The sequence below is a fragment of the Kitasatospora sp. NPDC002040 genome (genome assembly GCF_040296785.1).
Taxonomy (GTDB): Bacteria; Actinomycetota; Actinomycetes; order Streptomycetales; family Streptomycetaceae; genus Kitasatospora.
In genome coordinates this window covers 46,585-68,318 of sequence record NZ_JBEOXV010000008.1, presented here as the reverse complement: position 1 = coordinate 68,318, position 21,734 = coordinate 46,585, and the positions used below count along the sequence as shown (strand labels likewise).

Annotated in this window: 20 protein-coding genes; 17 read left to right on the top strand and 3 right to left on the bottom strand. The window is 74.0% G+C overall.

Annotated features, from left to right (window positions below; all coding sequences use genetic code 11):
• The first annotated feature begins 2 nt into the window (after positions 1-2).
• Genes ABT118_RS19570 through ABT118_RS19535 form a run of 8 tightly spaced genes read left to right on the top strand, consistent with a single transcriptional unit; the run spans position 3 to position 7,786 of the window.
• Positions 3-1,472: an anthranilate synthase component I family protein gene (locus ABT118_RS19570; RefSeq protein ID WP_350670027.1), complete on the top strand. Its 1,470-nt coding sequence runs from the start codon at positions 3-5 to the stop codon at positions 1,470-1,472.
• The gene (locus tag ABT118_RS19565) at positions 1,469-2,059 is read left to right on the top strand and encodes an anthranilate synthase component II (RefSeq protein WP_350670026.1); all 591 of its coding nucleotides are present in this window, start codon (positions 1,469-1,471) and stop codon (positions 2,057-2,059) included. The genes ABT118_RS19570 and ABT118_RS19565 overlap by 4 nt, the downstream gene beginning before the upstream one ends.
• Before the next feature lie 51 nt (positions 2,060-2,110).
• Positions 2,111-3,520 carry a phenylacetate--CoA ligase family protein gene (locus tag ABT118_RS19560; protein WP_350670025.1) on the top strand — a complete coding sequence of 470 codons (1,410 nt, stop codon included), beginning with the start codon at positions 2,111-2,113 and terminating at the stop codon, positions 3,518-3,520.
• Positions 3,504-4,229, top strand: a complete 726-nt coding sequence (locus ABT118_RS19555; RefSeq protein WP_350670024.1) for a hypothetical protein — start codon at positions 3,504-3,506, stop codon at positions 4,227-4,229. Before ABT118_RS19560 ends, ABT118_RS19555 begins: the two co-directional genes overlap by 17 nt.
• Positions 4,230-4,237: 8 nt before the next feature.
• Positions 4,238-5,524, top strand: a complete 1,287-nt coding sequence (locus tag ABT118_RS19550; protein WP_350670023.1) for an amidohydrolase family protein — start codon at positions 4,238-4,240, stop codon at positions 5,522-5,524.
• On the top strand, positions 5,521-6,750 hold the full coding sequence (locus ABT118_RS19545) for an MFS transporter (RefSeq protein ID WP_350670022.1): 1,230 nt from the start codon (positions 5,521-5,523) through the stop codon (positions 6,748-6,750). The genes ABT118_RS19550 and ABT118_RS19545 overlap by 4 nt, the downstream gene beginning before the upstream one ends.
• Positions 6,751-6,793: 43 nt before the next feature.
• The gene (locus ABT118_RS19540; RefSeq protein ID WP_350670021.1) at positions 6,794-7,456 is read left to right on the top strand and encodes a flavodoxin family protein; all 663 of its coding nucleotides are present in this window, start codon (positions 6,794-6,796) and stop codon (positions 7,454-7,456) included.
• A gap of 33 nt (positions 7,457-7,489) precedes the next feature.
• Complete coding sequence (locus tag ABT118_RS19535; protein ID WP_350670020.1) at positions 7,490-7,786, top strand: chorismate mutase; 297 nt, start codon at positions 7,490-7,492, stop codon at positions 7,784-7,786.
• Here ABT118_RS19535 and ABT118_RS19530 read toward each other — a convergent pair.
• Both ABT118_RS19530 and ABT118_RS19525 read right to left on the bottom strand, forming a co-directional pair.
• The gene (locus ABT118_RS19530; protein ID WP_350670019.1) at positions 7,783-8,697 is read right to left on the bottom strand and encodes a DUF2510 domain-containing protein; all 915 of its coding nucleotides are present in this window, start codon (positions 8,695-8,697) and stop codon (positions 7,783-7,785) included. The two genes, ABT118_RS19535 and ABT118_RS19530, sit on opposite strands and share 4 nt — an antisense overlap.
• A 73-nt stretch (positions 8,698-8,770) precedes the next feature.
• Positions 8,771-9,259 carry a GNAT family N-acetyltransferase gene (locus ABT118_RS19525; protein WP_502884601.1) on the bottom strand — a complete coding sequence of 163 codons (489 nt, stop codon included), beginning with the start codon at positions 9,257-9,259 and terminating at the stop codon, positions 8,771-8,773.
• A 72-nt stretch (positions 9,260-9,331) separates the two neighbouring features.
• On the opposite strand from ABT118_RS19525, the gene ABT118_RS19520 reads away from it, so the two are divergent.
• From ABT118_RS19520 to ABT118_RS19510, 3 genes are all read left to right on the top strand, one after another.
• Positions 9,332-10,237 carry a TIGR01777 family oxidoreductase gene (locus ABT118_RS19520; protein WP_350670017.1) on the top strand — a complete coding sequence of 302 codons (906 nt, stop codon included), beginning with the start codon at positions 9,332-9,334 and terminating at the stop codon, positions 10,235-10,237.
• Positions 10,238-10,517: 280 nt separating this feature from the next.
• Positions 10,518-11,843: an NAD(P)/FAD-dependent oxidoreductase gene (locus ABT118_RS19515; protein WP_350670016.1), complete on the top strand. Its 1,326-nt coding sequence runs from the start codon at positions 10,518-10,520 to the stop codon at positions 11,841-11,843.
• Positions 11,844-11,940: 97 nt separating this feature from the next.
• Complete coding sequence (locus tag ABT118_RS19510; protein WP_350670015.1) at positions 11,941-13,167, top strand: cation:proton antiporter; 1,227 nt, start codon at positions 11,941-11,943, stop codon at positions 13,165-13,167.
• Positions 13,168-13,189: 22 nt separating this feature from the next.
• On the opposite strand, the gene ABT118_RS19505 is transcribed toward ABT118_RS19510, so the two are convergent.
• The gene (locus tag ABT118_RS19505) at positions 13,190-14,947 is read right to left on the bottom strand and encodes an NsdA family TPR-like regulatory protein (RefSeq protein ID WP_350670014.1); all 1,758 of its coding nucleotides are present in this window, start codon (positions 14,945-14,947) and stop codon (positions 13,190-13,192) included.
• Between the two features lie 298 nt (positions 14,948-15,245).
• On the opposite strand from ABT118_RS19505, the gene ABT118_RS19500 reads away from it, so the two are divergent.
• The 6 genes from ABT118_RS19500 to ABT118_RS19475 all read left to right on the top strand — a co-directional run bounded on the left by ABT118_RS19500 (position 15,246) and on the right by ABT118_RS19475 (position 21,728).
• The gene (locus ABT118_RS19500) at positions 15,246-16,007 is read left to right on the top strand and encodes a 3-hydroxybutyrate dehydrogenase (RefSeq protein WP_350670013.1); all 762 of its coding nucleotides are present in this window, start codon (positions 15,246-15,248) and stop codon (positions 16,005-16,007) included.
• An 81-nt stretch (positions 16,008-16,088) separates the two neighbouring features.
• A complete protein-coding gene (locus ABT118_RS19495; protein WP_350670012.1) occupies positions 16,089-17,453 on the top strand; it encodes an MFS transporter in 1,365 nt (454 codons plus the stop codon).
• Positions 17,454-17,549: 96 nt separating this feature from the next.
• Positions 17,550-19,451 (top strand): helix-turn-helix domain-containing protein, encoded by a 1,902-nt coding sequence (locus ABT118_RS19490; protein WP_350670307.1) that lies wholly within the window; start codon positions 17,550-17,552, stop codon positions 19,449-19,451.
• Between the two features lie 125 nt (positions 19,452-19,576).
• Positions 19,577-20,347, top strand: a complete 771-nt coding sequence (gene lipB, locus ABT118_RS19485) for a lipoyl(octanoyl) transferase LipB (protein WP_502884609.1) — start codon at positions 19,577-19,579, stop codon at positions 20,345-20,347.
• A 122-nt stretch (positions 20,348-20,469) separates the two neighbouring features.
• Entirely contained in the window at positions 20,470-21,423 is a 954-nt protein-coding gene (lipA, locus tag ABT118_RS19480; protein WP_184920563.1) for a lipoyl synthase, read from the top strand.
• A 113-nt stretch (positions 21,424-21,536) separates the two neighbouring features.
• On the top strand, positions 21,537-21,728 hold the full coding sequence (locus ABT118_RS19475; RefSeq protein ID WP_350670010.1) for a hypothetical protein: 192 nt from the start codon (positions 21,537-21,539) through the stop codon (positions 21,726-21,728).
• Positions 21,729-21,734 lie beyond the last annotated feature (6 nt).

Genomic DNA, 21,734 nt, shown 5'->3' with positions numbered 1-21,734 from the left:
CGATGTCCATACTCACCACCTCCTCGGCCACGGACACCCTGACGGTCGGCGTCAGCTCGGAACCGCTGCTCCACCGCGATCCGCTGACGCTCTACCGGGACGTACGTGCCGTCACCGAGGACTGTTACCTGTTCGAGAGCCTGTCCGGGCCCGACGACGACCTGCGCTCCGCCGTGGTCGGCTGGGGCCGGCTGGCCGAACTCCGCTTCCACGAGGGCCGGGTGGAGCTCGACGCCGAGGGCGGGCTGGGAGCCGTGCTGCGCGCGGCGCTGGACCGCGCGCTCGGCCCCGGGCACCTGCTCCGGGCCCCGTCCGCGGTGTTCGAGGCGATCCGCGCGGTCCAGGCGGTCTTCACCGTCCGGACCGAACTGCCCAGCTCCACCTTCGCGTTCGGCTTCCTCACCACGCTCGCCTACCGGTCCGCCTGGGACATCGAGGAGCTGCCCGAGCCGGAGCGCCCGGAGGCCACTCCGCGGCAGACGCTCACCCTGTTCCAGCACACCGCCTGGTACGACCTGGCCAGCGGCACCGCCCGGCTGCTCACCGCCACCGGGCCGCTGCTCCCCGAGCCCGCCCCGGTGCCGCCGGCCGGCACCCCGGACGGTCTCGAACTCCCCTCCGCCCCGGCGCCGTTCGCGGTCCGGGACAGCGTGGCCGAGCAGACCTTCCTGGACCGGACCGAGCGCTGCCTGGGCCACATCGGGGTCGGCGACGTCTACCAGATCCAGATCGGCCACCGGATCGACGTGGAGACCGCGCTCACCCCGCTGGCGGCCTACCGCCGGCTGCGGCACCGCAGCCCGGCCCCGTACATGTACCTGCTGCCCTGGGCCGGCCGGACGGTGGTCGGGGCCAGCCCCGAGCTGTACGTCCGGGTGGTGGACGGGGTGCTGACCATGCGGCCGATCGCCGGCACGGTCGCCGCCCGCCCGGACGGCGACGAGGCGGCGGACGCCCGGCAGGTGGCCGAGCTGAGCGACAGCGCCAAGCAGCGCGCCGAGCACGTGATGCTGGTCGACCTCTGCCGCAACGACATCGGCCGGGTCTGCCGCCCCGGCACGCTCAGCGTGGACTCGATGATGCGGGCCGAGCCGTTCGGCTACGTCCACCACCTGGTCTCCACCGTCTCCGGCGAGCTGGAGCCGGGCCTCGACCTCTGGGACGTGGTCCGGGCGACCTTCCCGGCCGGCACCATGACCGGTGCGCCGAAGATCCGCGCGATGGAGCTGATCGAGGAGATCGAGCGCGAGCCGCGCGGCCTGTACGCGGGCGCGGTCGGCCTGTTCGACGTCCGCGGCTTCGCGCTCTTCGCACTCTGCATCCGCACCGCCGTGCACCACGAGGGGGTCTTCTCGATCCAGGCCTCGGCCGGCGTGGTGGCGGACTCGGAGCCGGCCGAGGAGTGGGCCGAGACGCTGACCAAGCTGAGCGCGCTGCACTGGGCGCTGACCGGGACGGAGCTGACGCCGTGAAGGTCCTGCTGGTGGACGCCTACGACAGCTTCAGCCACATCATCGACCAGTACCTCCGCTCGCTCGGCGCCCGCACCACCGTGGTCCGCTCGCGCACCCGCACCCCGGAGCAGCTGGCCGCGCTGGCGCCCGACGCCGTGGTGCTCGGACCGGGCCCCGGCCACCCCGCCGTCAGCGGGCACGTCGAACTGGTGCACCACTTCGCCGCGTTGCGGACTCCGCTGCTCGGCGTCTGCCTGGGCCACCAGGCGATCGGCCTGGCCTTCGGCGGCCGGGTCGAGGTCGCCCCGCAGCCCAAGCACGGCAAGACCAGCGCGGTCGACCACGACGGCGCCGGGGTGTTCGCCGCCGCCCCATCCGGGCCGCTGACGGTCACCCGCTACCACTCCCTGGTGGTGGAGGAGCCGCTGCCGACCGAGCTGCGGCTCACCGCCCGGGCCCTCGACGACCACACCGTGATGGGGCTCCGGCACCACGAACTCCCGATCGAGGGAGTCCAGTTCCACCCCGAGAGCATCACCACCGAGGGTGGCGAGCGGCTGTTCGCCGCCTTCCTGGAGCAGGCGTCCGGCTTCGCCGCCGTCTGAGCCCTGCTCCACTCCACCGACGACACACCACGACGCAAGGACAGACCTGCCATGTGGCTCCCCACCGAGGGCTCCGCGGCCGAGTTCGCCGCCGACTACCTCCCGCTGCACCGCTCGTTCTACGCCCGCGAGTTGAGCGCAGAGGCGCTCGCCGACTGGCGCTCCACCCAGCTCACCCGGGTGCTCGACCAGGTGGCGTCCGGCTCGCCGTTCTACGGCAAGCACCTGGCCGGCCACGACCTGGCCGCCGTCCGCCCGGACGACCTGACCAGCCTGCCGTTCACCACCAAGGACGACCTGCGCCGCGAGATGCTGGACGTGCTCAGCCGCCCGCTGCACGAGGCGGTGTTCTTCTACGAGACCACCGGCACCACCGGCCGGGCCACCCCCTGTCCGCGCGACGGCCGCGAGGTGCTGGCCAGCAACGCCCACGTCACCGAGAGCTGGGCCTCGATCTTCCGCCACCACTTCGGCGACCACCGGCCCCGGATCGGCCTGATGGGCCCGACCGAGGTGCACTCCTTCGGCGACACCCTGGGCGACGTGGCCCGCAACACCGGCTCGATGAACGCCAAGATCTGGCCGTACTCCCCGGTGATCGGCTTCCCCAAGGCGCTCCAGCTGATGCAGGAGCTGGAGCTGGAGGTGATCTGCTGCACCCCCGGCGTGGCACTCACCCTGGCCAAGGCCGCCGAGCACTACGGCTACGACCTGAAGCGGGACTTCGGCGTCAAGCTGCTCTTCGTCACCGGTGAGATGTGCACCCCCGCGCTGGCCGCCAACCTCGAGTCGGTCTGGGGCGCGGACGTCTACAACATCCTGTACGGCTCGCAGGAGGCGTTCGTGATCGCCACCGCCTGCCGCAACAAGCGGATGCACCTGTCCCAGACCAACTACCTGTTCGAGGTGGTCGACCCGGACACCGGCGAGTCGCACGGCCCGCGCGGCAACGGCGAGTTGACCGTCACCATGCTGGTCGACGGGGTCAAGCCGCTGGTCCGCTACCGGACCGGGGACACCGTCGCGGTGGAGGCCTCCGACTGCGACTGCGAGCTGCCCGGCGACCTGGTGCGGATCGTCGGCCGGACGCTGGACCGGATCTCGCTCGGCGGCGCCCGCTTCACCGCCGGCCAGATCGAGCTGGCCGTGCTCACCGGGGTGACCGGCTCGGCCGGGTACCAGGTGGTGATCGACCAGGACGCGAGCGGCCAGGACCGGCTGACGGTCCGGCTCGAACTGCTCAAGGACGAGCGGGTGGACACCGCGGCGCTCACCGCCCGGGCCACCGAGGCGCTCAAGGTGCCGGTCACGGTCGAGCTGAGCGACGGCCTCGACCCGATCGTCAGCACCGGCGCATTCGTCAGCTGGAAGGCGGCCCGGATCGTGGACCGCCGTACCGAGCCGGACCACGAGACCAAGGTGGCCCAGAAAATGGCGGCGAACCGTGGCTTCACCGACTGAGGCCCGCCCGACCGACCCCCTGCCGACCGATCCCCTGCTGTCCGACCCCCTGCCGACCGGTGGCGAGGCGGCGATCGACACCGACCTGGTCGACCGGCTGGTGGACGAGTACTCGGCCCGCTGGACCGGCCTGGTGGACCGCTGGGCGACCGCACCGGGCACCGTGCTCGGCACGCTCGGCCCGAGCGGCACCTCCAGCCATCTGGCGGCCGACTTCCTGGCCGAGCGCTACCCCATCTCGCTCCGGCTCTACCCGACCTTCGACGAGGTGCTGGCCGCCCTGCTGGCGGGCGAGGTGGACGTGGTGCTGGTGCCCAGCGCCTACTCCGGGCTGACCAGCTTCCACTGGCACCGCGAGCTGGAGCTGCTCGGCTTCTTCCCCCGCGCCACCCCCGCCTACGGCATCGCCTCCAGGGCCGAAGGCCCGGGCGACAAGCCCGAGTTGCGGGTGTCGGCGATGTGGGAGGTGCGCCGGATCTACCACGAGGTGGTGCCCGCCGAGCTGCGCGACCGCCCGTTCACCTGGGTGGACGCCGAGTCCACCCAGCAGGCCGCGGAGATCCTGGCCGCCGGCGGCAGCGACCTCGCCGTCACCAACGACCCCGGCGTCCGGGCGTACCGGCTCAGCTGGGTCGCCAACCGCCCCGGCGCCGAGATCGTCTGGACCGTCTTCGGTTCCCGTACCCGGCCCCTGACCCCCGTGGAGTGAGTACCGCCATGACCCGAAAACTGCTGCTGCACAACGTCGGAGTCCAGGAGGGCCTGGGCCGGGCCACGCTGCCCGCCCGGAGCGTCCTGCTGGACGGCGACCGGATCGAGGCCGTGCTGCCCGCCGGCGAGGCCCCGGTCGGCAACCCCGGCATCGAGACCGTCGACCTGACCGGACGCACCGTCATGCCCGGCATGACGCTCGGCCACACCCACATCGCGTACCTGGACGTGCACGACGGCCGGGAGATGCTGTTCAAGTACTCCGTACCGGAGTTGACCCTGCGGGCGGCCGCCAACGCGACCGCCCTGCTGGCCTGTGGCTACACCGCCTTCGTCGGCGCGGGCTCGGTCTCCGGCATCGACATGGCGCTGCGCCGGGCGGTCGACTCCGGCCGGCTGCTGGGCCCCCGGATCACCCCGTGCAGCCGGGACCTGATGGTCTCGGGCCCGCCGGAGCGCCGGAACGGGGAGGTGAAGAAGCGCATCCCGACCGATCTGATGCGGCTCGCCGACACCCCGGAGGAGCTGGCCGAGTACGTGGCCACCGAGATCGCCGAGGGGGCCGAGATCGTCAAGGTGTTCTCCTCCGGCGACGACACCTTCCCGAACGGCCGCTCACACGAACTCCTCTTCACCGCTGAGGAGTTGGTGATCGCGGCGCGGACCGCGCACGAGCACGGCGCCCAGATCCGGGCCCACTCGCGCGGCCTGCAGGGCATCCGGAACGCGATCGCCGCCGGGGTCGACGTGATCGACCACGCCAGCTACGCCGACGACGCCGCGCTGGACGCGATCGCCGAGCGCGGGATCTACGTGATCCCCAGCCTGCACCAGCCGCACCGGCTGCTCACCACCGGCGAGCAGTACGGCAAGACCACCGACTACCTGGAGACGCTGGAGTTCGGCGCCGAGGTGGAGAACAGCCTGCGGATCCTGCCGCTGATGGTCGAGCTCGGCATCCCGATCGTGGCCGGGGACGACTTCGGCTTCGCCTGGACCCCGCACGGCAGTTACGCCGAGGAGCTGGAGACCTACGTGACCATGGCCGGCATCCCGGCCCGCGAGGTGCTCCGCTGGGCCACCGCCAACGGCGCCGCCCTGGCCGGCCGGGGCGACACCGCCGGCCAGGTCCGGCCGGGCCGGCTGGCCGACCTGGTGGTCACCACCGAGGACCCGGCCGAGGACATCACCGTGCTGTCCCGCCCGGGCGGCATCGAGGCCACCCTGCTCGGCGGCCTGCTGGTCGCCGGCCGCCTCTCCCCCGACCGCGCTCTGATCGGAGCCCAGCAGTGACCGCCACCGCCCCCCGAATCCCGTTCCTGCCGGTACTGGCGGTCGGCGCGTTCGCCATCGGCACCGACACCTTCGTGGTGGCCGGTGTGCTGCCCGAGGTCGCCGACAACCTCAACGTCGGCATCGACCAGGCGGGTTGGATCAGCACCGTGTTCGCGCTGACCTACGCCGTGCTGGCTCCGGTGCTCGGCGCGCTCACCGGCCGGGTGGACCGCCGGACCCTGCTGGTGGTCTCGCTGCTCGGCTTCGCCGTCGGCAACGCGCTCTCCGCCCTCGCCCCCAACCTGGGCCTGCTGCTGCTCGCCCGGGTCGCCACCGCCGCCAGTGCCGCGCTCTACATCCCGGCCGCCTCGGCCGGCGCGGCCGCGCTGTCCGCGCCCGAACGCCGGGCCCGGGCCATGGCCGTGGTGCTCGGCGGACTCTCCGCCGCCACCGTGGCCGGCGTCCCGTTCGGCACCTGGCTGGCCGCGGACATCGACTGGCGGGCCACCTTCTGGCTGCTCGCCGGGCTGGGCGCACTCTGCGCGGCAGCGGTCGGGTACGGGCTGCCCAAGGTCCAACTCCCGCCGTCCCCCGGCCTGAAGGCCCGGCTCGCCCCGGCCCGCGACCCCCGGGTGGCCGCCACCGTCGCCACCACGCTGCTCTTCATGACCGGCGGCTACCTGGCCCTCACCTACATCGGCGCCGTGCTCGCCCCGGCCACCGACGGCAACGGCTCCACGCTGGCCCTGCTGCTGCTCGGCTTCGGCGTCGCGGCCGTGGCCGGCACCACCCTGGCGGGCCGTGCGGTCGACCGCTGGAGCCCGTCCCCGGTGCTGCTGGTCTCGATCGCACTGCTCGGCCTCGCGGTGGTCACCCTCCCACTCACCCGGGACGGCCTCGGCACCGCCGCGGTCGCCCTGGCGGTCTGGGGCCTGGCCGGGATGGCCACCCAACCGCCGCAGCAGCACCGGCTGTTCGGCATCGCCCCGCAGTCCGGCCCGCTGCTGATCTCGCTCAACTCGGCGGCCACCTTCGCCGGGATCGCGCTCGGCGGCTTCCTCGGCCGCACGGTACTGCGCGCGGCGGACAGCAGCGAGCAGGGCCTGGACCGGCTCGGCCTGTTCGGCGGCGGCCTGATCGCCGTCTCGCTGCTGGTGGCCCTGGTCGCCACCCGGCTCCCGGCCCCCGCACCGGCCGCTGCCCCGGCCGCACCCGCCCCGGCTCCGGCCGCCGTCGCCGACTGACCGACCCCGACCACCGACTGCCCCGACGGGAGTGCCCGCACCCATGTACGACCGACCCGTGCGCATCGTCGCGATCTGCGGCTCCGAACGGCACAACGGCAACACCGACCTCGCGCTGGAGTACGCGGGCGAGCTGATCCGCGAACGCGACGCCGAGTTCGAGGTGATCCACCTGCGCGAGCACCGGATCAGCCCGTGCAGCCCGTGCGGGGACTGCAACAGCCGGGCCACCAGCTGCGAGCTGCGCGACGACATGCCCGGCATCGTCGACCGGCTGCGCCAGGCCGACGGCCTGATCTACGCCACCCCGGTGCACGGCTTCGGCCTGGCCCACCTGATGCAGATCTTCATCGAGCGGGCGGGCGTCGGCTACCTCCGGTTCGAGCGCCCGCTCGCCAACAAGGTCGGCGGCATCATCGTGACCGGCCGCCGCTACAGCGAGGCGTCCGTGCACAACCAGCTGGTGGACAACCTGCTGCTGAACCGGATGATCCTGGTCGGCAGCGGGTTCCCCGCCCTGCTGCGCAACACCGAGGCGCAGCCCGGGCTCAACGACGAGGAGGGCCTGGACGCACTGGAGCGGATGGTGCACCGGATGTTGGACATGTGCGGACTGCTGAGACGGAGTCAGGGAGAATACCCGGACGACCTGCTGCCCTCGTACGACCGCAACGAGCGGATCCCCCGTCGGCGGCTGCCGGTCTGACCGACCGTCCCGCCACCCTCTGGAGCACCGCCCATGCCCGCCGTTGACCCCCGTATCACCGAACTGCGCCACCGGATCGACGCCTTGGACGCGCAGTTGGTGGCGGTGCTGGCGGAGCGGGTCGGCGTGGTCCGCGAGGTCTCCCGGTACAAGACCGACGAGGCCTCGGTCCGGGCCCCCGACCGGGTCGAGCAGGTGGTCGCCAAGGTCCGCGCGCTGGCCGACGGGCACGGACTGCCCGCCGACCTGGTCGAGCGGCTCTACCGGCTGCTGATCGCCGAGTTGACCGCCGTCGAGCTGTCGTTCGTCGAGGAGCGGACGGCCCGCTAGGCAGCGCTCCCGGTGCCCGCGCCCGTACCCGTGCCGCTGATGGGGCGGATGCTGTCGACCAGCTGGTCGAGCAGCTCGGGCCCGGGGGCGTCGGGGTGCTCGTCGGTCGAGCCGACCAGCACGGTGTAGCCGCCCTGGGGCGACCGGACGGCCACCACCAGGACGTAGCCGGGGACGCCCTTCACCGGGTCCAGCCGCCAGCGCTCGGCGTGCCCGAGTCGGCCCGCCACCATGACCGGGCCCGCGGTCACCGTGCGGGTCCCGGTGAGGTCGCCGTACAGGGTCGGGCCGTAGACCGACATCCGCTCCCGCACCACCGCCTGGGCGGAGGCGCCCTCGAAGCGCTCGGCGGCCACCGCGAAGTTGGCCCGGACGCAGTTGCCGCTGCCCACGTTGCACGAGTAGGGCGTGGTGGAGAACTGCAGCGTCACGGTGTCGGTGTGGTCGTCGATCCGCCAGCCGGACGGGACCGGGACCTCCCAGCCGTCCGGCAGGTCCTGCACCGAGCGGGTGGACGGCAGCGGGGGCCGGCTGGGCACCACCGGCGTCAGGCTCGGCACCGGGGCCGGGGTGGGGCTCGCAGTCGGGCTCGCGCTGGGAGTCGTACTCGGGCTCGCACTCGAGGTGCCGCTCGGACTGCCCGTCACCGCCGGTGGCGCGGCCGCCGGCCGGCCCGCCGGGTCGGCGTCCCGGGTGGCCCAGAGCAGCACGCCCGTACCCCCGGCCAGCACCACCAGTGCCAGGCCGATCACCAGCCCCACCTTCGCCCCGCGCTTCGGGGCGCTCACCGGCGCAGGGACCGGGCGGAGCTCGGCGGTCCACGCCTGGCCGTCCCACCACCGCTCCTGGGCGCGGCCGTCCGGCCCCGGGTCGAGTACGGGGTACCAGCCGGGCGGGGTCGAGTAGGTCACCCGGGTACGGTACCGCTCACCCGTTCGCCCCGTCAGGCGCTCGACAGTTGACGATCCGTCAGGGATCGGTCCGTCAGAGCTTGCGGCCCATCCAGACGTCGTCCACGTACACCCCGTCGAGCCAGAACTCCTCCGGCAGCACACCGTCCACCTGGAAGCCGCAGCGCTCGTACAGCCGCCGGGCCTGGGCGTTGTGCGCGAGCACCCGCAGCGTCATCCGGTGGACGCCGTCCGCCCGCGCCAGCGCGCAGGCGGCCTCGACCAGCGCCCGTCCGATGCCCCGGCCGCGGGCGGCGGGGTCGACCACGAAGCCCTGGATCTGCCGGATGTGCCGGTTGCTCGGCAGCGGGGTCGGCGAGCCCTGCTGGATGTAGCCGAGGATCCGGCCCTCCGACTCCGCCACCAGGAAGTTCACCGGCGGGCGGCGCTCGTCGAACAGCTGGGCGTCCGGGGCCGGCTGCGGGACGACGTCGCTGAGCCAGGACCAGGAGACGTGGTCGAGGCGGGCCAGCTCGGGCTCGTCCTCGGGCCGGGCCGTCCGTATCCTCAGCTCACCGTTCATGGCGGCCATGGTAGATCCGCGCCACCGCCGTTGCGCCGCTTTTCCCGGTCGGCGAACTGCCAGGATGGGGTCATGCGTATTGCGGTGACTGGGTCCACAGGTCTGATCGGTTCGGCGCTCGTCGGCTCGCTGCTGGCGGACGGGCACGAGGTGGTGCGGTTGGTGCGGCAGCGATCGCGGACTGGCGTGCAGCCGGACGGCACCGTCGGGGTCGGCTGGAACCCGCAGCTGCTGCAGCTCGACCGGGCCGGGCTGCACGGGGTCGAGGCGGTGGTCCACCTGGCCGGGGCCGGGGTGGGCGACCGGCGCTGGACGGACGCGTACCGGCAGGAGATCCGGGACAGCCGGGTGCTCGGCACCGAGACCCTGGCCGCCGCGCTGGCCGAGCTGAAGGAGCCGCCCCGGGTGCTGGTCAGCGGTTCGGCCGTGGGCTACTACGGCCAGACCGGGGACGCGGTGATCGACGAGGAGGCCCCGCCCGGCGACGACTTCCTGGCCCGGGTCTGCGTCGACTGGGAGGCGGCCACCCGCCCGGCCGAGCAGGCCGGCATCCGGGTCGCGCACGCCCGCACCGGGCTGGTGTTGTCCGCGAAGGGCGGCGCGGGCGGACGGCTGTTCCCGCTGTTCCGGCTCGGCCTCGGCGGCCGGCTGGGCGACGGGCGCCAGTACTGGAGCGTGATCTCGCTCGCCGACGAGGTGGCCGCGCTGCGCCACCTGATCGACACCCCGGGGCTGAGCGGCCCGTTCAACCTGGCCGGCCCCGAACCGGTGACCAACGGCGAGCTGACCGAGCTGCTCGGCCGGGCCCTCGGCCGGCCGGCCGTCTTCGCCGTGCCGGAGTTCGCGCTCAAGGCGGCGCTCGGCGAGATGGCGGTCGAGGTGGTGGGCAGTCACCGGGCCGTCCCGGCCAGGCTGCTGGCGGCCGGCTTCCGGTTCCGGCACCCGACCGCCGAGGCGGCGGTGCGCGCGGCGCTCTGACCCGCACCCGTCGTTGGCCCCGGGCGTAGGGGGGCGCACGGCAGCAGGGGTACGGCGCACTGCGCGCCCCTGGTGACCGTGCGCGCCCACCGAGCGGCCGGGCGCGCCCTTCCGGCGCACAGCCCGTGACCGTGCCCCGCAGCCTGTCCCCGCTCCTCCCGATTCGAGCCCGACTCCCGGCCTGATCCGCCGATTGACGGGGCATCACATGCTCGGACCGTGTTCCGGCGCCCTGCGGCCTGCCCGGCCGCAGCCCCGGGACCAGGGAGGGAGCACACTCGTGCCCGCACATGACTTCACCCGCCGCACCCGCCGTCAGGCCGACCCTGACGTCATCGTGGTCGGCGCCGGACTCGCCGGGCTGGCCACCGCCCGGGCGCTGACCGACCGCGGCCTCACCGTCCAGGTCCTGGAGGCGACGGAACGGATCGGCGGCCGGGCGGCCGGGCGGGAGCTGGACGGCTTCCGGCTCGACCACGCCGGCCAGCTGCTGAACACCGACTTCCCCGAGCCGGGCCGCCGGCTCGACCTGGACCGGCTGGAACTCCGCCCGCTCGCCCCCGGCGTGCTGGTGCACAGCGCCGGGCGCCGCCACCGGTTCGGCGACCCGCAGCAGACCCCGGCCCGGCAGGCCGCCGCCCGCGGCCCGCTGGGCAGTCCGCTGGACCGGGCCCGGCTGGCCTCGGCCTTCGGCCGGCTGGCCGCCACCCCGGTGCCCCGGCTGCTGGCCCGCCCGGAGACCACCGCCGCCCGCTCCCTGACCGAACGGGCCCTGCCGCCGCGCACCGTCGACGGCCTGCTCCGGCCGCTGCTCGGTGCCCTGCTCAGCGACCCGGCGCTCGGCACCAGCAGCCGGGTCGCCGACCTGGTGCTGCGCTCGTACGCGCGCGGCCGACTCTGTCTTCCGGCGGCCGGACTGGCCGCCGTACCCAGGCAGTTGGCCGAGGGCCTGCCCGCCGGGACGCTCCGGCTCGGGGTCCGGGTCACCTCGGTCGCCGCCGACGGGGTGCACACCGCCGCGCACGGCCGGATAGCCGCCCGCGCCGTGGTGCTGGCCACCGACGCGCAGTCGGCCGCCGGGCTGCTCCCCGGACTCCGGGTACCGGACTTCCACCCCGTCACCACGTTCTTCCACACCGCCGACCGCTCGCCGCTGGACGAGCCGGTGCTGCTGCTGGACGCCGACCGGCCGCAGGGCCGCGCGGTGCTCTCGCACTCCCTGGTGCTCAGCGACGTGGACCCCTCGTACGCACCGCCCGGCCGGGCGCTGATCGCCACCACCGTGCTCGGCCGCCGGGCCTTCGACCAGGGCGGGCCGGCCGGCCACGAGCCGCTGCTGCGGCGCCGGCTGGTCCAGCTCTACGGCTCGGTCGCGGCGCAGTGGGAGTTCCTGACCGTCCGGCACGTCCCGGACGCCGTGCCGGCGATGCCGCCGCCGCACAACTTCCGCCGCCCGGTCCGGCTGCTGGCCGGCCTGTACGTCTGCGGTGACCACCGCGACACCAGCACGATCCAGGGCGCCCTGGTCTCCGGCCGGCGGGCCGCCCAGGCCGTGCTGCGGGACCTCCGGATCCCGCTCACCGCGGCGGCCGCCGAGGCTGCCTGAGCCGCTCCGGGGTGGGGGCGCAGCGGCGTTGCCTCTGCGCCCCCACCGGAACGCCGTGCCAGTATGCCGATATGACTCACAGTCGGACATTCCGCCGATGACGACCACCGACGCCTCGGCGCTCACCCTCGTCCTCATCCCGGCCTGCGCGGTGGCCGCCCCGCTGCTCGCCGACCGCGCGCAGCGGTGGCTGGCCGTCCCGACCGTGGTCTTCGAGATCGTGCTCGGCGTCCTGATCGGCCCCGACGTGCTCGGCTGGGCCGAGGTGGACGACCTGGTCGACGCGCTCTCCGAGTTCGGCCTGGCGATGCTGATGTTCCTGGCGGGCTACGAGATCGACTTCGCCCGGCTGCGCGGCGGACCGCTCAAACGCGCCGTCCTGGCCTGGCTGGTCAGCGTCGCGGTCGCGCTCGGCGCCGGCGCCCTGATCAACCGTGACCCGCTGAACGGCGCCTTCGCCGGGCTGGTGCTGACCACCACGGCGCTCGGCACCATCCTGCCGATCCTGCGCGACTCGGGCACGCTGCCGACCCCGTTCGGCTCGATGACGATGGCCACCGGAGCGGTCGGCGAGTTCGGCCCGATCATCGCGATCGCCGTGCTGCTGAGCGGCAACACCCCGGTCAGGTCGGCCGTCATCCTGGCCGCCTTCGCCGTCCTCACCGCCGCCGCCGTCGCCTACGCCCGGCGGCCCCGCCCGGCCTGGATCAGCCGGCTGATCGGGCGCACGCTGCGCACCTCGGGGCAGTTCGCCGTCCGGATGGTGATCCTGGTGCTGGCGGTGATGGTCGGGGCCGCGATCTGGCTCAGCCTGGACATGCTGCTGGGCGCCTTCACGGCCGGGATCATCTCCCGGCTGCTGCTGGCCGACGTGGCCGAGGCCGAGGAGGAGGTGATCGAGGCCAAGCTGGAAGGGGTCGGCTTCGGCTTCCTGGTGCCGATCTTCTTCGTGGTCAGCGGGATGAACTTCGACCTCGACGCGCTCCTCTCCGACCCGGGCACGCTGTTGCTCGTCCCGGTCTTCCTGGTGCTGTACGCAGCCGTGCGCGGCGTACCGGCGGCCCTGCTGGCCCCGGCCGGACTGACCGGCCGGGACCGGGTGGCGCTCGGCCTGTTCGGCTCCACCGCGCTCCCGCTGGTGGTGGTCATCACCACCATCGAGGTCGAGGCCGGGCACCTCCCGTCGTCCACCGCCGCGGCGCTGGTCGGCGCCGGCATGCTGTCCGTGCTGCTCTTCCCGCTGCTGGCCCAGCGCGTCCGCGGCCAGGCCTCGCCGCCACCGCCCCCGGAGGGCCGCCCCCGGGTCCGCGCGGAGAGCTGGTGACGGCGGTCCGGGTGACGGCGGCTCAGATCACCCCCGACTGGCGGGCCGCGTCGTCGAAGGAGCGGGCGGCCTGGTTGGCCCGGTAGGGGGTGAGGCGGCGGTGGAAGTCCCGCAGGTACTCGACCGTGCGGGCCGAGCGCATCTCGCCGGCCGCCCGGAGCGCCTCGGTGGCGAGGTTGCAGGCGTCGTCGATCTCGCCCAGGCCGAGGCGGGAGGTGGCCAGCACCAGGCGGCAGAGGATGCGGCTGCGGGCGTAGGCGGGGGCCCGTAGTCGGAGCGACTTCTCGGCGTGCTGGGCGGCCGGGCGCCACTGCTGCAGGTCGCGGTAGCAGTGGGCGAACTCGTCGGCGAGCTGCGCCTCGTCGAAGTAGCGGGCCCAGGAGGGGAGTTCGTCGTTGGGGCGGGCGATTCCGAGGGCCCGCTCGCAGCGGACCAGAGCGGTGGTGCAGGAGCGTACGTCACCGAGCAGGGCGTGGCCCCGGGCCTCGGCGGCGTGCATCAGGGACTGGACCGTGGGCGCGGCGGCCGCGCCGACGCCCTGCTGGGCGACCCGGGCCAGCTGGATCGCCTCCCGGCCGTGGCCGAGGTGGACCGCCTGCTGGCTCATCGTGGTCAGCACGTAGCCGCCGAGCACTCTGTCCCCCGCCGCCTGCGAGAGCCGCAGCGCCTGGACGAAATACCGCTGGGCCAGGCCGTGCGCGGCGATGTCGAAGGACGTCCAGCCCGCCAGCCTGGTCAGGTCGGCGACCGCGCCGAACAGGGCCCGCCCGATCTGCTCCCCGTACCGGCCGCGCAGCATCGGCTCGGCCTCGCTCTCCAGGTACCGGACCAGCGCCTGCCGGGCGTGGCCGCCGCCGTACGCGTGGTCCAGGGCCCGGAACAGGTCGCCGACGGCCCGGATGGCGGCGATGTCGCCCCGGCCGACCCGCAGCGGCGGGCGCTGCTCGCGCGCCTCGGCGGCGTCGAGGGCGGCCGGCAGCACCCCCCGGCTCTGGCTGGGCACCCGGGCCAGGCCGGGCTGGGGTGCCCGGACGGCGCCCCGGGCGGCGGGGAGCGCACCCCGGACTCCCGGTGGCACCTGGCGGCCTGACGGGCCGTCGGCGGGGCCGGGCGGCAGGCCGGGGACGGAGCCGTCCCGGGCCACCCGCTCGTCGGTGCGGCCGATCAGCCAGTCCCGGCTGGGCACCACCAGGCCGGCCGGGGTGAAGGCGATCCGGCGCAGCTCGGACTGGAGGCCGGTGTCCTTGCGCCACATGCTGGCGACGATGTCCACCGCCTCCTGCGGGCTCTCGGCGAACTCCAGCCCGGCGTAGACCGGGGCGAAGGCGTCCAGCCCGATGTCCTGCGCGGTCATCCGCCGCCCCAGCCGGCGGGTGAACACCTCGGCGATCAGCGCGGGGGTGGCGCCCCGGGGCTGCTGACCGCGCAGCCAGCGGGTCACCGAGGTCTTGTCGTAGCGCAGGTCCAGGCCGTGCTCCAGGCCGAGCTGGTCGACCCGGCGGGCCAGCCCGGCGTGCGAGAAGCCGGCCTCCTCGATCAGTGCGGCGAGCCGGGGGTTCTGGGTCTTGTCCGGACCGGACGCGGCGGGCGCGCCGGACACCCCGGCCTGACCGTCGGCACCGGCCGGGCAGGCGGGCACCTCGGCGTCGGCCGAACGCACCTCGGCCGAGTGCACCTCGGCCGACCGTGCCTCGACCTGCCTCTCGCGCGGATCGAGGTGCGGGTCGAGCGGGTCGAGCGGTCCGTACGCCGGGCTGTCGGTTGCAGGCCGTTGGGGCATATCAGTCACACCTCTCGAGCGCCTCACCAGTCCCCCCGGTCCATGGAGCGGCGCCCCCTGTCGGGAATCGGCGTGAATGTAGCGAGCATTTCGCCGCTATGGGTGGATCTGGGCGGGCAATCCTCCGAACGGGTGACGCAATGGCGCCCGTTGTAGGGAAGGTGCGGCGGCAGGTGTTTGGCTTGGTGGGCGCCCCGGGCCGAGCCGCCCCAGTGGTGCCCACCGCCATGGTCGGCCCCGGACCTGTAGCTGTCTGTCACATAGGATCAGGCGCCGCGGGTTCCTACCGTTCTCGGCCATGGACACCACTTCAGCCCGCTCGTTGGAAGGCCGTACGGCGCTGGTCACCGGCGCCGCCTCGGGGATCGGCCGGGCCTGCGCCGAGGTCTTCGCCGCGGCCGGCGCCCGGGTCTACGTCGTCGACCTCTCCGCCGGGCCGGCCAAGGAACTCGCCGCCCGGCTCGGCGGCGAGGCGGTCGTCGCCGACCTCTCCGACCCCGCTGCGGTGGACGCCCTGCCGGACGACGCCGACATCGTCGTCAACAACGCGGGCCTCCAGCACGTCGCGCCGGTGCACGAGTTCCCGCCGGACCGGTTCGCCCTGATCCAGCGGGTGATGGTGGAGGCCCCGTTCCGCATCCTGCGCCGCACCCTGCCGCACATGTACGCGCAGGACTGGGGACGGGTCGTCAACATCTCCTCCGTGCACGGGCTCCGGGCCAGCGCCTTCAAGTCGGCGTACGTGACCGCCAAGCACGGCCTGGAGGGCCTGAGCAAGACCGTGGCCCTGGAGGGCGCCCCGTACGGCGTCACCAGCAACTGCATCAACCCCGCGTACGTGCGCACCGCCCTGGTGGAGCAGCAGATCGCCGCCCAGGCCCTCGCCCACGGCATCCACGAGGACGAGGTGGTCGAGCAGATCATGCTCGACCGCACCGCCGTGAAACGCCTGATCGAGGCCGACGAGGTGGCCCAGCTCGCGCTCTGGCTCTGCTCCCCGCACGCCTCCTACATCACGGGGGCCAGCCTGCCGATGGACGGCGGCTGGACCGCACACTGATCCCCGCTCCCGCCCCGCCCGCTCCACCCCCGTCCCGCCCTGCCCCGTCCCCGCTCCCCCGGCAACAAGACAGGTGACCCCATGCCCAGTTCTCCCGACGCAGCGAGAACCCAAGGCGCCTCGCTCCGCAAGGTGGTCGGCGCCAGCCTGATCGGCACCACCATCGAGTGGTACGACTACTTCCTCTACGGCACCGCCGCCGCGCTGGTCTTCAACAAGGTCTTCTTCCCCAACAGCGACCCGCTGACCGGCACCCTGCTCTCCTTCCTCACCTACGCGATCGGCTTCGCCGCCCGCCCGATCGGCGCGCTGGTCTTCGGCCACTTCGGCGACCGGATCGGCCGCAAGAAGCTGCTGGTGCTCAGCCTGCTGCTGATGGGCGGCTCGACCACCCTGATCGGCTGCCTGCCGACGTACAACCAGGCCGGTGTCGCGGCCCCGCTGCTGCTCACCCTGCTCCGGCTGGTCCAGGGCTTCGCACTCGGCGGCGAGTGGGGCGGGGCGGTGCTGCTGGTCTCCGAGCACGGGGACGCCAAGCGTCGCGGCTTCTGGGCCTCCTGGCCGCAGGGCGGCGCACCCGCCGGGAACCTGCTCGCGGCCGGTGTGCTCTCGCTGATGACGGCCGTGCAGTCCGACGCGGACTTCATCGCCTGGGGCTGGCGGGTGCCGTTCCTGCTCTCCGCGCTGCTGGTGATGGTCGGGCTGTGGATCCGGCTCGCGGTGGACGAGTCGCCGCTGTTCAAGCAGGCCCTGGCCGCCGCCGAGGCGCGCAAGGCGCAGGCGCCCGAGCAGCCGCCGCTGGTCGCGGTGCTGCGCCACCACTGGCGCGAGGTGCTGACCGCGATGGGCGCGCGGATGGCGGAGAACATCTCGTACTACGTGATGACCACCTTCGTGCTGGCCTACGCGGTCGGCCACGTCCACCTGCCCAAGCAGACCGCGCTGAACGCGGTGCTGATCGCCTCGGCGATCCAGTTCGCCCTGATACCGCTGTTCGGCGCGCTCTCCGACCGGATCGGCCGCAAGCCGGTCTACCTGTTCGGCGCGGTCGGGGTCGGCGTCTGGGCCTTCGTCTTCTTCGGGCTGGTGGACGCCAAGAGCTTCGGCTCGCTGCTGCTCGCGGTGACCATCGGCCTGTTCTTCCACAGCGCCATGTACGCCCCGCAGGCGGCCTTCTTCTCCGAGCTGTTCGCGACCCGGATGCGGTACTCGGGCGCCTCGATCGGCTCCCAGTTCGCCTCGGTCGCGGCCGGCGCCCCGGCCCCGCTGATCGCCACCGCGCTGCTCAAGGACTACGGCAGCTCGACCCCGATCGCGGTGTACGTGGCGATCGCCGCGGTGATCACCGTGGTCGCGGTGCTCTGCGCCCGGGAGACCCGGGGCCGCGACCTGGCCGAGGTCGGCGAGGACGCCGGGTCCCCGGCCGGAGAACGCGTCACCGTCTGATCGGACCGCACCCTTCCGATCCCGCACGAACGGTCGGTACCGGTTCGGTACCGACCGTTCCTCCCTCTCGCCGGAACTGGCACGATGGCCCGCACCATGGACGACCCGCACCCCCACTCCAGCGCCGCCCCCGCCCTGCGGCGGCTGCTCGACCTGCTCGCCTCCGGCGCCGCCACCGAGGACTTCGCCGAGGTGCTGGCCGAGGCCCGGCGCCAGGGCGCGCCGGCCGCCGTGCTGGCCGAGATCGACGACGCCACCTGGCTGGCCCTGCGGGTGCACCGGACGATGCGTCAGCACCGGCGCCGCGAGGCCGAGCTGACGGCGCTCTTCGACACCGCGGGGGACCTGGCCGCCTCCCGCGACCTGGACGCGGTGCTGCAGGCGATCGTCCGCCGGGCCCGGATGCTGCTCGGCACCGACACCGCGTACCTGACCCTGCCGGACCAGGCCGCCGGGGACACCTACATGCGGGTCACCGACGGCTCGGTCTCGGTGCTGTTCCAGACCCTGCGGCTGAGCCTCGGCGACGGCCTCGGCGGCCTGGTCGCGCAGACCGCCCGGCCGTACGCCACCCCGGACTACCGCTCCGACGCCCGGTTCCACCACACCGGCAAGATCGACGCCGGGGTGCTGGACGAGGGCCTGGTCGCGATCATCGGCGTCCCGCTGCTGCTGGGCGGCCAGGTGATCGGCGTGCTGTTCGCCGCCGACCGCTCGCCGCGGGCGTTCTCCCCCGACGAGGTCGCGCTGCTCTGCACCCTGGCCGCGCACGCGGCGATCGCCCTGGACACCGCCAAGGCCCTGGCCGACACCCGTGCCGCCCTGGCCGAGCTGAACGCCGCCAACGAGGTGATCCAGGCCCACTCCGCCGCCGTCCAGCGGGCCGAACGGGCCCACGACCGGCTCACCGACCTGGTGCTGCGCGGCGCCGAGGTCCCGGACGTGGCGGCCGCCGTGGCCACCCTGCTCGGCGGCGAGGTGGGCGTACGCGATGCCGAGGGGCTCGTACTGGCCGGGCGCACGCCGGGAGCTGACGGACTGACGGATGCGATCGCCGCCTCGCGCGCCGAGGGCCGCGCCGTCCGGGCCGGTGACAGCTGGGTCTGCGCGGTGCTGGCCGGCCAGGAGCCGCTGGGCAGCATCGTGCTGCACGACCGGCCCGATCTGGACGACGCCGACCGGCGGCTGTTCGAACGGGCCGGCGTGGTCACCGCGCTGCTGCTGCTGCTCCGCCGCTCGGTCGCCGAGACCGAGAACCGGGTCCGCGGCGAACTCCTCGCCGACCTGCTCAGCGCCCCCGGCCGGGACCCGGCCGGGCTGACCGCCCGCGGCCGCCGGCTCGGCGTCGACCTCGGGCGGCCGCACCTGGTGCTGGTCGCGGTGGTCGACGCCGCCGACCGGGCCCGGCTCGCCGGTGCGGCCTCCCGCTACCTGTTCGGCTCGCGCGGGATCAGCGCCGAGCACGGCGAGGCGGTCGTGCTGCTGCTGCCCGACGACGGCACCGCCACCCCCGGCGACGCGGCCGAGCGGGCCGCCGACCGGCTGGCCCGGGTGGCCGGCGTCCCGGTCACCGTCGGCGCCGGCCGGGCCGCCGCCGGACCGGTCGCGCTGGCGGCCGCGTACACGGAGGGCCTGCGCTGCGTCCGGGCCCTGCGGGTGCTGGGCCGCGAGGGCGACGGGGCGTCGGCCGCCGACCTCGGCTTCCTCGGCGTGCTGCTCGGCGACGGCCACGACGTGGCCGCCTTCGTCGGCGCCACCCTCGGCCCGCTGCTCGACTACGACGCCCGCCGGGGCACCGAGCTGGTCCGCACCCTGCGCTCGTACTTCGACTGCGGCGGCAGCCTGACCCGGGCCAAGGACGAACTGCACGTGCACGTGAACACCGTGGTCCAGCGCCTCGACCGGGTCGAGGTCCTGCTCGGGCACGACTGGAACCATCCGGAGCGCTCGCTGGAGCTGCAGCTCGCCCTGCGTCTGCAGCTCCTGGCCGACGGCTGAGCCGGCCGGGTCCGGCTGCGGTTCCCCCCACCCTTGTCACCCGAACGGGGGCGTACAGTTTCGGGGTCGGTCTCGAACGCCATGGGCAAGGAGCAGCGGTGAGCGAGCAGGTGCGGTTCGTGCGGATGGGCACAGGCGAGCGGTCGGTGCCGTACGAGGAGGCCTGGGCGGAGCAGCAGCGGCTGCATGCGCTCCGGGTCGCGGACGAGATCCCGGACACCGTGCTGCTGCTGGAGCACCCGCCGGTCTACACGGCCGGCAAGCGCACCAACCCCGAGGACTTCCCGCTCGACGGCACCCCCGTCGTGCAGGTGAACCGGGGCGGCGAGATCACCTGGCACGGCCCCGGCCAGCTGGTCGGCTACCCGATCGTGAAGCTGCCGGACCCGATCGACGTGGTCGCGTACGTCCGCCGGCTGGAGGAGGCGCTGATCCGCGCCTGCGGCGACTTCGGGGTGGCCACCACCCGGATCGAGGGCCGCAGCGGGGTGTGGGTGCTCGGCCAGGAGATCCCGGACGCCGTGGTGGACCCGTCCCAGGTGGTCGAGATCGGCAAACTCACCCTCCGGATGGGTTTGCCGCTGGGGATCGACCCCCGGCTGGCCGGGCCCGAGTACGCGGCCTCCAACGCGGGCCAGCGCGGCGACGACCGCAAGCTGGCGGCGATCGGCGTGCGGGTCGCGCGCGGGGTGACGATGCACGGGTTCGCGCTCAACTGCGACCCCGACATGACGTGGTTCGACCGGATCGTGCCCTGCGGCATCCGGGACGCCGGAGTGGGTTCGGTCAGCTCGGAGCTGGGCCGCGACTTCGGGGTCGGCGAGGCACTGCCGGTGGTGGAACGCAGGCTGCGCGAGGTGCTGGCCGAACTCCCGGCCCCCGCACTGGCCCGCTGAGCGGGAATGCCCAGCGCCACCGGGGCGCTGTGCTCCCTGCGAATACAGGGTCCAGGCCCGGTACAAGCCCTACAAGCACAGGCGTACCCTGGGGGTACCCCGTCTAGTTCTAGGAGTCGCACGTGTCCGCTGTCGCGCCCGACGGCAGGAAGCTCCTCCGCCTGGAGGTCCGCAACAGCGAGACCCCCATCGAGCGGAAGCCCGAGTGGATCAAGACCCGGGCCAAGATGGGCCCCGAGTACAACTCCCTCCACGCCCTGGTGAAGAAGGAGGGGCTGCACACGGTCTGTCAGGAGGCCGGCTGCCCCAACATCTTCGAGTGCTGGGAGGACCGCGAGGCGACCTTCCTGATCGGCGGTGACCAGTGCACCCGCCGCTGCGACTTCTGCCAGATCGACACCGGCAAGCCCGCCGACTTCGACCGGGACGAGCCGCGCCGGGTGGCCGAGTCGATCGTCACGATGGACCTGAACTACGCCACCATCACCGGTGTCGCCCGTGACGACCTGCCCGACGGCGGCGCCTGGCTGTACGCCGAGACGGTCCGCCAGGTGCACGCGCTGACGGCGGGCCGGGAGACCGGCCGCACCGGCGTCGAGCTGCTGATCCCGGACTTCAACGCGGTGCCCGAGCAGCTGGCCGAGGTCTTCTCGTCCCGTCCCGAGGTGCTGGCGCACAACGTCGAGACGGTACCGCGGATCTTCAAGCGGATCCGCCCGGCGTTCCGGTACGAGCGTTCGCTGGACGTCATCACCCAGGCCCGCGCGGCCGGTCTGGTGACCAAGTCCAACCTGATCCTGGGCATGGGCGAGACCCGCGAGGAGGTCAGCCAGGCGCTGGCCGACCTGGTGGGCGCGGGCTGCGAGCTGATCACCATCACCCAGTACCTGCGGCCCTCGGTGCGGCACCACCCCGTCGAGCGCTGGGTGAAGCCGCACGAGTTCGTCGAGCTCCAGCAGGAGGCCGAGGAGCTGGGTTTCGCCGGCGTCATGTCGGGCCCGCTGGTCCGCTCCTCCTACCGCGCCGGGCGGCTCTACCGCCAGGCGCTGGAGCACCGCGAGCGCGCGGGCGTCTGAGGCACCGGACTTCGGCGGCCGGGGTGTGGTTCCCACACCCCGGCCGCCGGTCTTTCATCCGGCTTTGACCGGCAGGTCACCGTGCGGTAACACCTTCGGGGGATGCTGGGAGCATGCCGAACACCACCGGAATCCTCGCCCACGCCCTCCGGCGCACCGAACGGGTGCTCCTGGCGGGCGGCCAGCAGCGGGCCCGCCGGAACGCCTGGGCGGCCGTCTGCGAGAACCGCCGGCACGCCGCCGACCGCTCCGAGGCGGCCGCGCTGCTGCCCGCCGAACGGGGCGGTGCGCTCCGCCGCGCCTGAGCTCCG

Coding starts and splice junctions, on each gene's coding strand:
- ABT118_RS19570 (WP_350670027.1), top strand. CDS start 3: ATGTCCATACTCACCACCTCCTCGGCCACGGACACCCTGACGGTCGGC.
- ABT118_RS19560 (WP_350670025.1), top strand. CDS start 2,111: ATGTGGCTCCCCACCGAGGGCTCCGCGGCCGAGTTCGCCGCCGACTAC.
- ABT118_RS19550 (WP_350670023.1), top strand. CDS start 4,238: ATGACCCGAAAACTGCTGCTGCACAACGTCGGAGTCCAGGAGGGCCTG.
- ABT118_RS19540 (WP_350670021.1), top strand. CDS start 6,794: ATGTACGACCGACCCGTGCGCATCGTCGCGATCTGCGGCTCCGAACGG.
- ABT118_RS19535 (WP_350670020.1), top strand. CDS start 7,490: ATGCCCGCCGTTGACCCCCGTATCACCGAACTGCGCCACCGGATCGAC.
- ABT118_RS19525 (WP_502884601.1), bottom strand. CDS start 9,259: ATGAACGGTGAGCTGAGGATACGGACGGCCCGGCCCGAGGACGAGCCC.
- ABT118_RS19520 (WP_350670017.1), top strand. CDS start 9,332: ATGCGTATTGCGGTGACTGGGTCCACAGGTCTGATCGGTTCGGCGCTC.
- ABT118_RS19510 (WP_350670015.1), top strand. CDS start 11,941: ATGACGACCACCGACGCCTCGGCGCTCACCCTCGTCCTCATCCCGGCC.
- ABT118_RS19505 (WP_350670014.1), bottom strand. CDS start 14,947: ATGCCCCAACGGCCTGCAACCGACAGCCCGGCGTACGGACCGCTCGAC.
- ABT118_RS19500 (WP_350670013.1), top strand. CDS start 15,246: ATGGACACCACTTCAGCCCGCTCGTTGGAAGGCCGTACGGCGCTGGTC.
- ABT118_RS19495 (WP_350670012.1), top strand. CDS start 16,089: ATGCCCAGTTCTCCCGACGCAGCGAGAACCCAAGGCGCCTCGCTCCGC.
- ABT118_RS19490 (WP_350670307.1), top strand. CDS start 17,550: ATGGACGACCCGCACCCCCACTCCAGCGCCGCCCCCGCCCTGCGGCGG.
- lipB (WP_502884609.1), top strand. CDS start 19,577: ATGGGCACAGGCGAGCGGTCGGTGCCGTACGAGGAGGCCTGGGCGGAG.
- ABT118_RS19475 (WP_350670010.1), top strand. CDS start 21,537: ATGCCGAACACCACCGGAATCCTCGCCCACGCCCTCCGGCGCACCGAA.